We start from the raw sequence: 14929 nt of genomic DNA, 5'->3' as shown, positions 1-14929 counted from the left end.
GCCGGCAAATGGTGGAGTGCTTCTACGGTGAGGGACGTGAATCGCGTGCGACGTCCCCGCGCCCGCACCGTCGTGGTCGCATCGTTGCTGGTTGCGGTGGTCACCGTGCTCGTGACCGCCAACGTCTGGGTCCTCGTCGCCGCGCGCGGGAAAGTCGTCGACCCGGCAGGCGTCGCGCCCGGATCCACCGCCCTCGTGCTCGGCTCGCTGGTGTCCGACGGCGAGCCCGGCGACTACGTCCGGGGCCGTCTCGACACCGCGCTGGCCCTCTACCGATCCGGACGGGTGGTGCGCATCATCAACTCGGGAAACGGATCGGCCGACGCGGGAAACGAACCAGCGGTGATGCGCTCCTACCTCGAGGCACGCGGAGTTCCCGCAGCGGCCATCGTCGACGATCCGGCCGGCTTCGACACCGAACAGAGCTGCGACCGGATCGACGAGGTCGTCCGCGCGAACGACGGATCGACGCCTCCGATCGTCATCGTGACCCAGGACTTCCACCTGTCCCGCGCCATCGCGTTGTGTCGTCATCACGGAGTCGACGCGGTGGGTGTTGTGGCCGAATGTGACTGCAGTTGGTGGACTTTGGCGCGTAACCAGGTTCGCGAGAGCCTGTTCGCGCGGCCCCGCGCGCTCTGGTCGGTGCTCACCTGATGACAGGTGCGACGGTGTCGGCGGCGACCGGAGGACGTTAGGTTGTGGTCATGCCGCAGTTCTCCCGGATCGAATCGATCGGCGCGTACGTACCCGACACGGTGCTGTCGACCGCGGATCTGCTCGCACGGCTACCCGACGAGTTCGCTCTCGACATCGAGGCCATCACCGGTATCGGCGAACGACGGATCGCGGGTACCTCGTCGCTGGACCTCGCCGTCCGCGCCGCCCGTGACGCGCTGGCCGCCTCCGAGTACCGCGCCGCCGACCTCGATGTAGTGATCTGCTGTTCCATCACACGGACGGTCGAGCCCGGCCTCTTCACGCTCGAACCCTCGCTCGCGGCGCGGATCTGCAGCGAGATCGGCGCGTCGGCGGCATTGTCCTTCGACGTCACCAATGCGTGCGCGGGAATGCTCACCGGCATCAAGATCCTCGACGCGATGATCCGCGCGGGTGCGGCACAGACCGGCCTGGTGGTCAGCGGCGAGGACATCACCCCGATCTCCGACACCGCGGTCGCCGAGATCGCGTTGCCCTATGACCCGCAGTTCGCGTCACTGACGGTCGGCGACGCGGGGAGCGCGGTGATCCTCGACGTGTCCACCGATCCGGCCGACCGCATCGAGTACATCGAGTTGTTCACCGCCGCCGGATTCGCGCAGGCATGCCTCGGGATGCCCAGCGATCAACGACCGGGGGTGGCGCTGTACACCGACAACCGCACCATGCACAACGAATCGCGCTATCTGCTGTGGATGAACGCGCACCGTGACTTCCTCGACAAACGCGGAAGTGATTTCGCCGCCGAGGGTTACGACGCGATGGTGCACCACCAGGTGAGCGCACCGGGCATCGCCTTCGTCCAGACGATCGCCGAGCGTGAGTTCGGTACGACGATGCCCCCGCACCTCAACGTGCTCGCCGAGTATGCCAACACCGCCTCCACCTCGCATGCGCTGGTGCTGGCCACCCAGATCAGGGAGAAGGGGATCGACCCCGGTACCCGGGTGCTGTTGGTGCCTGCGGCCAGCGGCGTGGTGGGTGGGTTCTGCTCGGTGACCCTCGACGACGCCGTGCACCGGGTGTGCGCCGCCGGTGATCAGGATGAAAAAATCTCGGCGACAACCGATGTCATGCGCTCGGCCACCGCCGACGGTCAGGGCCGCAGTACGATCGTCGGGCTGGCCGTCGCCGACCCGGGCGACGAGACGTCGGCGATCACGCTGGCCGCCCGTGCGGGGCGTGCCGCGATCGCCGACGCCGGATGCGCCGACGACGACATCGACGTCCTCATCCACGTGGGCGTCTACCGGGACGACAACATCGTCGAACCGGCGGTCGCGGCGCTGGTGCAGCAGCGCATCGGTATCGGCCTCGACTACGGACGCGGCGATCACACCATGTACTCCTTCGACCTGATGAACGGCGCGGCCGGTGTGCTCGACGCGCTCGCCGTCGCCGACTCGCTGATCGCCTGCGGCGCGGGCACAGTGCTCATCACCGCCGCCGACGCACATCCCGGCGGCGACGCCGAGGACCGGTCGCCCGACTTCCCGTACGGTCCGACGGCGGCCGCCGTCGTGGTCGCGCGGGCGCCCGACGACGACAGCGCCGCACCGGTTTTCGACGGTCTCGTGGCGGCCGCGGGCGACACCTCGACACCCGTCGGCTACTCACGCATTCCCGACGTCGGGCACCGCGGGCGACGCAGCATCGTGGTCGACGCCCCGACGGTCGCCGACCTCGCGCCCCTTGTTGCCGACGTCGCATCGAGGTCGGGCATCGTCACGGCGGTGCCGCCGGCAACCGCCGCGGTCGTGACCGCCGACGGACGGTGGTTCACCGCACCCGACACCGCGCACACGGCCGCACCGATCATCGCACTGGCATCCGCCCGCGACGCGGGCACCGATGCGGCGTGCCTGGTGACCGCCGGCGGCGGAAGACTGGCCGCCGCAGTACGTTTCGCCCATCGCCAGCCCTCTCCCGCAACACCGTGACGGTGCTGGTGACCGGTGCCACCGGCTTCATCGGGGGAGCCGTCGCCACGACGTTGTGCGCGCAGGGAACCCGGGTGCGGGCGTTGGTCCGCAATCCCGGCCACCCGGCGGTGGCGCGGTTGCGGAATGCCGGAGCCGACATCGCGTTCGGTGACCTCACCGAACCACGCACGTTGGCCGACGCGGCGCGCGGAACCGATGCGGTCTTTCACGCCGCCGCCCACCTCGCCGACACCGGTCCCGCCGAGACGTTCCGGCGGGTGAACGTCGAGGGCACCCGCAGCCTGCTCGCTGCCGCGGGCGACGCCGGGGTTCGCCGGTTCGTCTTCGTGTCCTCGCCGAGTGCGCTCATGTCCCCGGACGGTGGCGATCAGATCGGCATCGACGAACGAGTCGGCTACCCAACCCGCTTCTTCAATCACTACTGCGCCACCAAGGCACAAGCCGAACAACTCGTGCTCGACGCCGACAACACCGGCATGACGACCACTGCGCTGCGACCGCGGGCCGTGTGGGGTCCGGGAGACAGTCGCGGGCCGATCGCCGTGGTGCTCACGCGGCTTGCGGCCGGGCGCATCCCCGATCTCGATCCCGGCCACAGCGTGTACGCATCGCTGTGCTACATCGACCACTGCGTGGCGGCCGCGTTGGCTGCGCTGACCGCGCCGGCCGACATCATCGGTGGCAGAGCCTATTTCATCGCCGATGCCCAGCCGGTCGACATCTGGCCGATGCTCCGTGACATCGCCGGCGAATTCGGTCTCGCCCCACCGCATCCGCGGTTGCCGCCGGCCGCGGTGACCGCGGCCGCGCGTGTGGCCGACGTGATCTGGCGCCTGCCCGCACTGGCACATCACCGGACACCTCCGGTGTCGGCGTACACGATCGCGTTGCTCACCCGCACCGCCACCTACGACACCTCGGCGGCCCGGCGCGACCTCGGTGTCGAGCCGTGGATCTCCCGCGCCGAGGGCATCTCCCGGCTGCATACGTGGGTGGATTCGATCGGCGGCATCGCCGCGCTGGGGTCGGCGGCGTGACGGACATGACGGTGACGAGCATGGATCTGTGGGTGGTGATCCCCGCCTACAACGAGGAGCGCTGGATCACCGGGGTGCTCGAGGGCCTTGCGGCGCAGAATGATACGGACTTCCGCGTGGTGGTGGTGGACAACGGTTCTGGCGACCGGACGCGGCAGCTCGCGGAAGACTTCGCGCGGGGTCACCGGCAGATGCGCATCGAGATCATCGACGAATCGGAGAAGGGTACGGGTGCCGCCGCCGACACCGGGATGCGTCACGCCATCGACCGCGGGGCGACACATCTGGCGCGCACCGACGCCGACTGCGTGCCCAACGATGACTGGATCGCGTGTCTGCGCAGCGCATTCGACGATGGAGTGCGGTTGGTGGCCGGGCAGATGATGCCCCGCAGCGATGAGGAAATCCCCCGCTGGCGGGCGGGTTTCCTCCTCGTCATGGTGGAGTTCGGTGCGTTCGCGGGCAAACTCCGGCCCGGAAACCGGGGCCCGCAGTACCGCGGCCCCTACCAGATGCTGGCGGGCTGCAACATGGGAATCACCACCGAACTGTACGAGGCGGCAGGTGGTTTCCCGCGGACGAAGATCGAGGATGTCCACGAGGACAGGGCACTGGTCAACGCGGTCCGCACGCTCACCACCGACTACGCGCTGCGGCGTGACGTGCGGGTGCAGGTGTCGGCGCGACGGGCCAAGGCGTGGGGAGTGCTGCGCACACTCGGCTGGTACGCCGACCACCGCTATCGTCCGCAGGACGTGGACATCCGATGACCACGGGGGCGCTCACCGATGTGCTGCTGGAGTTCTGCGACCGGTTCGCCGATCGGCCTGCGGTGTCCTATGTCGGTGCCCGCCGACCCGGACGCGGCACCGTTCTCACCTATGGTGAAGTGGGGCAACGTATTCGGCACACCGCGGCAGCGCTGCACGACGTGGGTTTCGGTGCCGGACATCGCATGCTGTTCTCCATCCGCCCCGCACCCGACTCGATGATCCTGCTCGCGGGAGCGCTTGCCGCCGGCGGATCGATCGTGTTCGCAGACCCGGGGATGGCCCCAGACCTATTCGACGCCCGTGTCCGCGCGGCCGCCCCCACACATGCGGCAGCCGAATCGCTCATCCACGCCGCCACCTCCCGCGGCCCCATCGGCGCACTGGCCCGCGGTCGCGGACTCACCCTGCCCAGGCTCGCGGATCTGCCGGTGACACAGATCTATTCGGGGCCACGGCTACCCGGTGTCCCGCACGACGCCACCTCCTTGCGGCACCTCGGTCGCCAACGGCGCCAGGTGACCCGTTGCGCCGCAGCATCTCCCACCGTCGACGACGAGGCGCTGGTGGTGTTCACCTCCGGCACCACCGCGCAACCCCGCGGTGTGGTGCACACCCAGGCGACGCTGCTCGCCGGCTTCCGCGCGGCGGTGGCGGCGCTCGGTGTGGAGCGGGGATCGGTGGTGCTCTCGGATCAGGCGATGATCGGACTGCCCGCCTTGCTCGCGGGCGCCACCTGGATGATGCCCCGACTGGGCTTGAGCACGCACGCCGGACCCGCAACCCTGGGACGTATTCTGCAGCGACACAACCACATCACCCATGTCTTCGTCGTTCCCGGAGAGGTGCCCGCGATACTCGACGCGGTCGCGGCCCGCCCCGGATCGCTGCGAACACTGCTGTGCGGCGGGGCGCCGGTCACGGCCGGACTCGTCCGATCGGTCGCCGACACCTGGCCCGGCGTCGACGTCGCATCCATCTACGGCATGACCGAGATCGTGCCGATCGCCGTCGCCTCCGGGACCGACAAGCTCGACTGGACCGGGCCGGGCGACCCTCTCGGCCGCCTCGTCGATGGCGTGCACGCACGCATCACAGAGGGCGAGTTGATCGTGCGCGGACCCGGATTGTGTGCGGGGCTGCTCTCACCCCTGGACGGCACCGTCACACCGTTGCATGAGGTGGCGACCGGCGACCTGGCCGTCGACGTCGACGGACGTCTGGCGCTCACCGGCCGTAGCAAGGACATGATCATCCGCGGCACCACCAACATCTATCCCGGACTTTACGAGCCGGCGTTGTCGCTCCTCGACGGTGTGCGCGAGTGCGCGATCGTCGGCGTGGGGGGCGGTGACACGTCGATGCAGGCAACAGGTGACCCGGAGGTGATCCTGGCAGTGGTCGCCGACGGCCCGGCAGAAGCGGTGCGCGCACGCGTCGAGCGCGCGGCCGAGACCCTCATCGACCATGCGGCGCGACCGGACCGCATCGTGTTCGTCGACGCCATCCCGCGACGCGGACGGACGAGGAAGCCGGACCGCCCGGCACTGGCTCGTGCCCTCGACCGCGCGGTCAGCGACCCGCGGTGACCGCTTCCGGTGCCGCGCTCGCGTCGACGGGCTCCTCCACCACCGGCTTGCGGCGCACCGGAATCCGTGGTCGGCCGGTCAGATAGAGCGAACCGGGAAGTCGGCGGAGTACCTCCACCAGCATCAGCGACCCCGCGAGGGTGCCGACATAGGCCACGATGGTGGCCCACGGCTGCGGGATCGTGGCGAGCAGCCACGGCTGCCCACCGGACTGGGGCCGCAGGATCAGGAACAGCACCAGCACGTGCACCAGGAACACCGGGAACGACCGGTTCGACGCGTACTTGACCGCCCGGGCGAATCGGGGGGTGAACGCGCGCCAGTGTTCGGCCCAATGCGCGGCCGCCGCGTAGAGGCAGGTCATCGCGACGACCAGAAACGGCAGCAGAGTGGGGTAGAAGGCGGAGTTGTTGTCGTGCACCGGTTTGCCGTCGACCCACACACTCCACACGTACGTGCCCACGGCAACCGCGGCAGTGCTCATCAGCGCTGCGAACAGCCACCACGCCTTGCCCGACAGCCAGCGGGTGATGGCCTCACGATGGATCGCGGCGATCGCGCCGTAGAGGATGAAGAACTGATACGGGATGAAGGTTGCGTAGTTGTGCCACCAGTAGTTGGCCACCGACGCCGGCGGATTCCAGTGCGTGATCGTGGTGGCGATGGTGAACTGCGCGACAAGGCTGCCGAGCAGCAGCTTGCCGTGGTGGCCCGCGGTCGCCCGCGCCAGCCACACCACCAGCGGGAAGATCAGATACACCTGCAACATCACGAACAGGAAGTACATCTGGAAGCCGGATAGTCCCCAGCTCAGCTTGTGCGCGAAATCACCGAGACTGGTGGGGATCTCGCTGGTGCGTCCGGCGGCCCACATGTCCTGGACCACCCAGTACACCGCCGACCAGATCACATACGGGTAGATGACCAGCTTGATCCGGCGGCGCCAGAAGTCGAGCGCGTTGAAGTCGCCCTTGTCGTAGTTCTGGTACATCAGCACGAAGCCGGTGAGCGCGAAGAAGGTGTTGCGGGTGAAATGCAGCAACAGCGAGGTGATGTTCACCGGCATGCTGTTGAACTCGTCGGTGGTCTGCGTGAGGCAGTGCACAAAGATGACCAGCGAGAAGGTGGTGGCGCGGATCAGGTCGACGTGATGCAGGTAGGCACGACGGGTCGGCCGGGCGATGACCTCGGTGGCCTGCCCTGCCACGTCGGTCGCGCGCGTCACCAACGTCGTCATACCTGTGTCGCCCCTTGATCGGTGTGATCCAACCGTGTCGGCGGGACCGGCGTCCGAGCGTCTTCACTCCCTCGTCACCCGCCGTGCCGACGGGTGAGATGACTGCCGTGATCCAACCGTTATCTGCGAGTTAGTTTAACAGTGCAACCTGTTCGGTCCCTGAGACGACGCTGGCGGTCTGTATAAAGCCTGGTCAGGAGTCTGCTCACCACCAGTGCACGGTTCGGCCGAGATCGGCGTCGACGGCAGGGATGAGGCTTCGGACGAATGTCGCCGACAGGTGGTGATAGTCGTGCCACGTCACGATGTTGCCGACCACCGCGGGGCAGTACGTCGGGGTGCACATGGCGTCGGTGTAGTCGAGGAACGACATGTTGGGGAACTGCGGCGCGATCGCCCGGGACGGATCGGTGGCAGCCATCGCCAGGCTGCGGTCGACGCCGCACACCTGCGGCTTCTTACCCTCGGCCAGGCATTCGGGCGGCTTGAGCTTTCCGTGCGCCCAGGGGTTGTCGCGGACGGCCACCACACGCTGACCGCGGTCGCGGAACTGCGTGAAGATGTCGGTGTAATCGGTGGGCACGAAGTCGCCGGGACCATTCTCCACCGGACGGGTGCTGTTGGTGAACACCACGTCGGGTTTGTCGACGGCGAGACGGTCCATCACGCGCCGCGACCAGTCGTTGCACTGGTAGTACTTCTGCCCGAACCAGGTGAAGACGTGCGACGTGGTCAGGGCGCAGCCCACCTTGAGGTAGGTGGTCACGCGGAAGCCGCGCTGTTGCCCGATGGCGTCGAGCGCGGTGATCCACTGCTCGGCGTGCGATCCGCCGACCAGCGCGACCGTCCGTTGGGCGTTCTTGTCGCCGTACACCCCCACCTTGATCGACGGATCCTTCCAGCCACTGATCATCGAGTCGTAGGAGGTGACCGGCCAGTCCTTGTCCACCACCTCCGGACTCGGCTGCGGGTCGACGTGCGGTACCGGCGCTGCGTCGAGGAAGGCGCGGGCACCCGGGTAGAGCCGCGGATCGAGGTTCGCGGTGTTCACGGTCGCGTTGGCGGCGTTGCGTTGCCACACCACCGCGGTGGTGCCCGCCGCGATCGTGGCGACGACGATCACCGCGACCAGGGTCCGCCGATAGCCGCGGGAGAATCCCGACCGGCCGGCACGCAATGGCACCTCGACGAACTTCGTGGTCAGCCACGCCAACAGCAGCGAGACGGCGAGGATCGCGGTGCCCTCCAGCCAGGAGACGCCATCCTGATAGCGCCAGGCCAGGTAGAAGATCAACAACGGCCAATGCCACAGGTAGAGCGCATAGGCCACCGATCCCAGCCACACCAGACGCGGATGCGAGAGGATGCGGGTCACCGCACCCCGATCGGCGGATTCGGTGTCGCGCGCGGCAGCAGGCGACCCCGTCCAGATCAGCGCGAGCGTCGCCCCCACCGGCACCAGCGCCCACACGCCCGGGTACTCCGCGACGCCCTCGATCCACCAGCCGCAGCTGATGATCATCGCCAGCGCGATCAGCCCCACCACGTCGCGAGACCAGGTCGGCATGCTCAGCAATGCGGGGCGGGTGCGTTCACCGCGTGCGATGCGCGCGGCGATCACCACGGCCAGCAGTCCACCGGCGATCGGCTCCCATAGCCGCGACAGCGTGTCGTAGTAGTTGAACGGCTGATTCACCCCGTGCCGGTAGTTGGCCCAGGCGAACGACGCGGCCGCAACCAGCAACAGTGCGCCACCCACCACGCCGCGGATCACGCGAGGATCGGCGAACGCATCGAAACGCCGTGACAGTGCACGCAACAGCCCGCCGAGGGCCAGCGCGCACAGCAGGGTCAGCACAAAGAACTGTCCCTGCATCGACATCGACCACAGGTGCTGCATCGGACTGTTCGCCGAGTCCGCCGCCTGATAGTTCTGCGAGTCCAGTGCCAGGTGCCAGTTCTGGTAGTACAGCGCGCTGGCCTGGATCTCCGCGCCGAGCGGCCCCCACCGTGTTTTCGGCATGATCAGCGCGATCATCGCGGTGATGAACACCAGCACCACCAGCAGTGCGGGCAGGAGACGACGCGCCAGCCGCCACAGCCGGGGCCACGGATCGACCGCCCGCCGCCACGACACCGATTGCGGCGCGGTCGCGATCACGTGCTTGAGCAGCGACGCGACGAAGAAGTAGCCGGACAGGGTGAGGAACACGTCGACGCCGCCGGATACCCGGCCGAACCACACGTGGAAGATCGCGACCAGCGCGATGGCGATACCGCGCAGGCCGTCGAGGTCGAGCCGATAACCCGAGGTGTTGCCGGTGGCGGCATCCTCGTTCGGGGTGGTGGACACCCCGGCGGTTGTCAGCGTGGAACTCACACGCACGGATGCTACTGCCCTGCGGCGGCCATTCGTGGGACCAGGCCACCCGCCGGAGTTTGCTCCGGTGTGCTCCTAAACCTTCACCGATCGCGGTCCATCACCGAGGCTGAGCGCCAGTCCCCACATCGAAGGAGAAGCACCATGACCGAACAATCCAGCCGGAGCGTGGCCGTTGTCGGCGCCGGGGTGACCGGCACCAGCGCGGCACTCGGATTTCTCGACGCCGGATTCGACGTGACCCTCTACAGTGACCGTGACCGGGAAGCGTTGCGCGACAAGGTACCTCCGACCGGTGTCGGTGTGCTGTTCGGGAAGTCGCGGGAGTGGGACGCCGAGATCATCGACGACCTCTATGACGTCGGCAACACCACCGGTATCAGTGTCCGGCTCTCGTCGGGGACAGGGGACGACCGCGTCGACGTTCTCGAGTTCAACCCCGACTACGGCTACGTCGCGCAGGCGGTGGATCTGCGGCTGCGCGCCGACGACCGGCTCGCACGATTCCTCGAGCGCGGCGGGCGGTTCGAGGTGGAGGCAGTCGATCCCCGCCGTCTCGACGAGATCGCCGCCGCCCACGATCTGACCCTGGTGGCCACCGGCAAGGGCGGCCTCTCGTCGCTGTTCCCCGTCGACGAGGCACGCAGCCATTACCGCGAACCGCAGCGACGCCTGCTGCAGGTGACCCTCGCCGGACTCGATCACGGTCCGGGCACCTTCGCGTACCGGGCCGCGGGCGGCGGTGCGCACTCCCTGTTCAATCTCGACAGTGAGAACGGCGAGATCTTCGTCGGCCCGTTCCTGCACAAGGACGCCGGCGCCACCTGGTCGTTCATCGTGTTCGCCAAGCCCGACGGCGCCTGGGCGCCGCTGTTCGACGACGTCACCGACGCCGCGTCGGCGCGCCGGGCGATCGTCGACATCTTCGCCGAGTGGTTCCCCGTCGATACCCCGGCAGTCGAAACGTTGCAGGTCATCGACTCCGATCCCTATTCGTGGCTCACCGGCGCGGTGACCCCGACCGTGCGAAAGCCGGTCGGCGTCACCGAACACGAGCACGTGGTGGCCGCCATCGGCGACACCGCGATCGCCGTCGACCCGGTGGCCGGGCAGGGGGCGCAGAACGCGCTGATCCAGGTGGCCGAACTGGTGCGGGCCGCCGCGGCACGTGTGGCCGCCGACCCGGCGGCGGAGTTCACCGCGCAGTGGCTGACCGATGAGTTCGAGAAGCATTGGGAACGCCGGGGCCGTGCCGCGGTGGAGGTCACCCGCCTGTACCTGGGTGATCCCGACTACGCCACCCACCTCGAACTGGCGTTTCCGGCCGCGGCGGTCAGCACCAGCGTGGCGTCGGCGCTGTTCGGTCTGCTGTCGGACCCCAATCCGCTGTTGACCCTCGATGATCGCGACGACGTCCTCGGGTTCATCGAAACCGTTTCCGGGGAGCCCGCCGACGAGGTGATCGGGCGTTTTGAGCCTGTCGGCTCCTTCGCGTCGCGCTGATCACTCCCCGACGCTGATCACTCCCCGCGGTGCGTGTCGTGCGCGACGCGGGTGATGATCTCGATGATCTCGGTGAACGCTCTGGTCTTGGGATCGACGATCGACCCGTGGGTCTGCCCCGGCAGGAGGATCGCTTCCGCGTGTCCGCCCGCGGCCTTGTCGGCGGTGACGTACTCCTGGGAGAGCACGTGGGGCACCACGCGGTCGGCCGACCCGGCGATGGCGATCACCGGGGTGTCGGGATCGATGTTCTGGATGGGGTCCACCGACGCATAGCGATCGGGCACCTGCCGGGGCGTGCCGCCGAGGACGCGCACGATCCGGGTGTCGCCCAACTGCACCGCCCGGCGCATGTCCAGCGGCCCGGCGAGCGCGATCACCGTGACCGGCCGGAAGGCCGGGTCGGCACCCACCTCGCCCTCGTCGAGCTTGTGCCGCGTGCTCGACCACACCGCCAGCTGGGCGCCCGCCGAGTGTCCCACCACCACCGCATCTCGCAGATCGATCTGCGGATACCGTTGGGCCACTTGGGGCATCGCGTCCATCGCGGCGGCGACGTCGTCGAATGTGGTGGGCCAGCCACCGCCGTTCCCGACGCGCCGGTATTCGATGTTGACCACGGCGAGGTCACGTTCGGCCAGGCGCCGCGCGAATGTGGCGAAGGTGTTCGCACCGATCTTCGCCTGCCACGAACCCCCGTGGATGAGGATCACCAGCGGCAGTGTGCCGTTCTGCTGTGGGGTGTCGCTCTGGTGGGTGTCCCCGTGTTCGGTGTCCTTCCGGTGGGGGAGGTAGACATCCATCCAGTTCTGCCGCGGATCGGGGTGACCGCCCTGTACCGCATAGAAGTAGCGGTGCAGACTGATGCCCTCGACCGAACCCACGTTCGCCATGTCCTTGGCAGCGGGCCCCTGCGCGTCCCCGGGTATGAGACTCACCGTCGACGAGTGCGCCGCGGAGGTCGGCGGGGAGGTCTCGCCGGGCGCCGCGCACGCCGCCGCCAAAAGGCAGATCGCGGTGAGCACGGGGACCGTGATGCGGGCAGCACGAATGCCACCCGTTCTGGTGTTCACGGCTCCTCATACCCCCACACGCTCGATCGTCCTGGCTCACTTCATTGTGCCCGGCTCGCCCGTCGGCTTCCTGATGGGCGTGTGTGAGATCGTGTGAACAGCCGACGAAAGGTGGGGTGTGGTGGCGAAACCGGGATGGTCGGTGTCCGATGCGCCCGATCTGTCCGGTCGGACCGCGGTGGTGACGGGTGCCAACTCCGGGATCGGGTTGCCCACCGCCGGATATCTCGCCGCACTCGGTGCGCACGTCGTACTCGCGTGCCGCAACCCGGGGTCCGCGGCCGCCGCCCGTGACGAGATCCTCACCCGTACCCCCGCCGCGTCGGCACAGCTCGTGCAGATCGACCTCGGCGACCTCGCCTCGGTGCGCCGCGCGGCCGACGAACTGCGGAACCGGCACCGCGCCATCGACATCCTCGTCAACAATGCCGGCGTGATGCGGGCACGGCGAGAACTCACCGTCGACGGTTTCGAAATGGACTTCGGCACAAACTTCCTGGGGCACTTCGCGTTCACCGGGCTACTGCTCGACCGCCTGCGCGCCGCGCGCGGCGCGAGGGTGGTCACCGTCTGCTCCAACCTGTCGAGAGTCGGCACGATCGATTTCGACGACGTGACCCTCGAGTCCGGGTATCACCCGGCGACGGCGTACGCCCGCTCCAAGATGGCGCTGGCGGTGTACGGAATCCAGTTGCAGCGCAGACTGTCCCGACTCGATGGTGATGCGCCGTCGTCGTTGCTCGCCCACCCGGGTGCCACCCACACCGGGGTCATGCGCGATCAGCGGGCGCTTCGGTGGCTGTTCACCACGCCGTCGCTGAGACGTCTGCGCCGCACTTTCATCATGGATCCGCCCGAGGGTGCGTTGCCCTCGTTGCGTGCCGCCACCGATCCCGCCGCACTGGGCGGTCAGTACTACGGTCCCAACGGGTTCTTACAGTTCAGCGGAACGCCAGTGCTGGTTCCGCTTCCTCGTCAGACCACCGATCTGGCTCTGGCGCAACAACTCTGGGAGTTCGCGGAGAAGTCGACGGGGGTTGTCTACGACCTGCCGGGCGAACCTGTCCGTTGACGTTGCATCGCGCTCGACTCCTCGGATCACGCCTCGTCGGCCCACACCTCGAAGCTCGCCAAGGTGTTTGGGCCGAAAGTGTTGCTCAGTGGCACATCGGCCGCGTCACGTCCGCGGGCGATGAGTACCCGGCCGATCCGCGGAATGTTGTGCCGCGCGTCAAAGGCGTACCACCGACCCCCGAGGAAGACCTCGAACCAGGCGGAGAAATCCATCGGGCCGGGAATCGGCGCGATGCCGATATCGCCCAGATAGCCGGTGCAGTACCGCGCCGGGATGTTCAGACAACGGCACAGGGTGACTGCGAGATGGGCGAAGTCGCGGCAGACCCCGACGCCGTCATGCAGGGCGCCCGCGGCGGTTCGCGTGTTGTCGGCGAGCATGTAGTCGAACCTGATGTGGTTGTGCACAAAATCGCAGATCGCTTGGACGCGACCCCAACCCTCGGGTCCCGTGCCGAAGGTGTCCCACGCGAATTGCGACAACCGGTCGACTTCGCAGTAGCGACTGCTCAGGAGGAACAGCAGCGTGTCCTCGGGTAGATCCTCCACCGGCACCTGGCCCGCATCGGGCACGACGACGTCGGGCATGCCGCTGTCGTTGACCACGTTGTCCGACCGCAGTCTGGTGATGCCGGGCGGTGCCACCACGCGGGTGCACCAGTTGCCGTAGGTATCGCGGTAGGCCGACATCGGCACCGATGGGGTGATCAGCAACTCATCGGGGTGCAGGAGGTCGGAGATCCTCGAATAGTGGACATTCAGCGAGAAGATGATCGGGGTGGGCGCGGGGCACTGGAAGGCCATGTCGAAGCCGATGCGAATCTGCACATCCAAGGTTCCCACCGTCGCAGCAGGATTGCGCGACGAGCGGCATCGGTCAGGACCACACGCTGCGCAACGATTCGATCAATCCGCTGCGCACCGCCGACCAACGATCCGCGCCCGCGACCACCATGGCCTGGTTGACCTCCAGCTCGATCCCGACGTACTCCGCGGCTGCGAAGCGGCGGCGCATCGATGTCGTCAACCCGTCGCCGTCTCCCGCGTACGGATAGTTGCGGCGCACCCGCAGCCCGGGAATCGCCTGTGCCAGCGCAGCCTTCCACCGTGCGGAGATCTCGACTTCCCCCGGTCGCCGCGGGTCGTAGAGCAGGCCGACGTCGGCAGTCCGGGTGACGCCGTCGAGTTCGGGCGTGAAGCTGTGCGAAGCGATGTGTATCAGGCGATCCCCGGTGGCCACTGCAGACTCGATGCGTCCCGCCACTTCCTCCCAGTGCGGCCGATGGTGGCGCTCGGCGATCTGCGCGCGCACCGCCGCGGGCCGATCGTGGCTCACCTCGGAGAAGCTCTGTCGGTGCCCCAGCGACCGATTCAGGTCGATCAGCAGGCGCGTTGTGGTGGACGCCACCAGCGGTGCCGAGAACTCGCGCGCAAGTTGTTCGGCCATCACCAACGCTCCCGCGTCGTACCCACGATGGGAGCCGAGCAGATCCCGGTGTCCGGCGAACCATGGTTGGTACTCGGCAGGCACGTCATTGCCACCGTGTTCGCAGGTGACCAAGAAGGTGTCCATCGAGCAACACCTTAGGTGGGGGGACGGGTG

The 14929-nt window shown here is 68.0% G+C and carries 12 protein-coding genes; 7 read left to right on the top strand and 5 right to left on the bottom strand.

What is annotated here, in order from left to right; genetic code table 11:
• Positions 1-36: 36 nt before the first annotated feature.
• Genes ACWDTD_RS16665 through ACWDTD_RS16645 form a run of 5 tightly spaced genes read left to right on the top strand, consistent with a single transcriptional unit; the run spans position 37 to position 6059 of the window.
• Entirely contained in the window at positions 37-657 is a 621-nt protein-coding gene (locus tag ACWDTD_RS16665) for a SanA/YdcF family protein (RefSeq protein WP_449748244.1), read from the top strand.
• 50 nt (positions 658-707) lie between these two features.
• On the top strand, positions 708-2660 hold the full coding sequence (locus ACWDTD_RS16660; protein ID WP_449748243.1) for a hypothetical protein: 1953 nt from the start codon (positions 708-710) through the stop codon (positions 2658-2660).
• An 8-nt stretch (positions 2661-2668) separates the two neighbouring features.
• Positions 2669-3700, top strand: coding sequence for an NAD-dependent epimerase/dehydratase family protein (locus ACWDTD_RS16655; RefSeq protein ID WP_449748242.1), 1032 nt, complete (start codon positions 2669-2671; stop codon positions 3698-3700).
• A gap of 5 nt (positions 3701-3705) precedes the next feature.
• A complete protein-coding gene (locus tag ACWDTD_RS16650; protein ID WP_449748241.1) occupies positions 3706-4470 on the top strand; it encodes a glycosyltransferase family 2 protein in 765 nt (254 codons plus the stop codon).
• Positions 4467-6059 (top strand): class I adenylate-forming enzyme family protein, encoded by a 1593-nt coding sequence (locus tag ACWDTD_RS16645; RefSeq protein WP_449748240.1) that lies wholly within the window; start codon positions 4467-4469, stop codon positions 6057-6059. The genes ACWDTD_RS16650 and ACWDTD_RS16645 overlap by 4 nt, the downstream gene beginning before the upstream one ends.
• Here ACWDTD_RS16645 and ACWDTD_RS16640 read toward each other — a convergent pair.
• Both ACWDTD_RS16640 and ACWDTD_RS16635 read right to left on the bottom strand, forming a co-directional pair.
• Positions 6043-7296: an acyltransferase gene (locus ACWDTD_RS16640; RefSeq protein ID WP_449748239.1), complete on the bottom strand. Its 1254-nt coding sequence runs from the start codon at positions 7294-7296 to the stop codon at positions 6043-6045. The genes ACWDTD_RS16645 and ACWDTD_RS16640 overlap by 17 nt on opposite strands.
• 205 nt (positions 7297-7501) lie before the next feature.
• Entirely contained in the window at positions 7502-9676 is a 2175-nt protein-coding gene (locus ACWDTD_RS16635; protein ID WP_449748238.1) for an acyltransferase family protein, read from the bottom strand.
• A 144-nt stretch (positions 9677-9820) separates the two neighbouring features.
• Here ACWDTD_RS16635 and ACWDTD_RS16630 point away from each other — a divergent pair, with 144 nt between their 5' ends.
• Entirely contained in the window at positions 9821-11179 is a 1359-nt protein-coding gene (locus tag ACWDTD_RS16630) for a styrene monooxygenase/indole monooxygenase family protein (RefSeq protein ID WP_449748237.1), read from the top strand.
• A gap of 17 nt (positions 11180-11196) precedes the next feature.
• Here ACWDTD_RS16630 and ACWDTD_RS16625 read toward each other — a convergent pair whose 3' ends face one another.
• On the bottom strand, positions 11197-12252 hold the full coding sequence (locus ACWDTD_RS16625; protein WP_449748236.1) for an alpha/beta fold hydrolase: 1056 nt from the start codon (positions 12250-12252) through the stop codon (positions 11197-11199).
• Positions 12253-12373: 121 nt separating this feature from the next.
• Here ACWDTD_RS16625 and ACWDTD_RS16620 point away from each other — a divergent pair, with 121 nt between their 5' ends.
• Positions 12374-13324, top strand: a complete 951-nt coding sequence (locus ACWDTD_RS16620; protein WP_449748235.1) for an oxidoreductase — start codon at positions 12374-12376, stop codon at positions 13322-13324.
• 26 nt (positions 13325-13350) lie between these two features.
• On the opposite strand, the gene ACWDTD_RS16615 is transcribed toward ACWDTD_RS16620, so the two are convergent.
• On the bottom strand, positions 13351-14169 hold the full coding sequence (locus ACWDTD_RS16615) for a transglutaminase-like domain-containing protein (protein WP_449748234.1): 819 nt from the start codon (positions 14167-14169) through the stop codon (positions 13351-13353).
• 34 nt (positions 14170-14203) lie between these two features.
• Positions 14204-14899, bottom strand: a complete 696-nt coding sequence (locus tag ACWDTD_RS16610; RefSeq protein WP_449748233.1) for an N-formylglutamate amidohydrolase — start codon at positions 14897-14899, stop codon at positions 14204-14206.
• Positions 14900-14929: the final 30 nt, after the last annotated feature.

The sequence above is a fragment of the Gordonia sp. NPDC003425 genome, from assembly GCF_053588635.1.
This window is presented reverse-complemented; position numbering and strand designations above follow the sequence as displayed.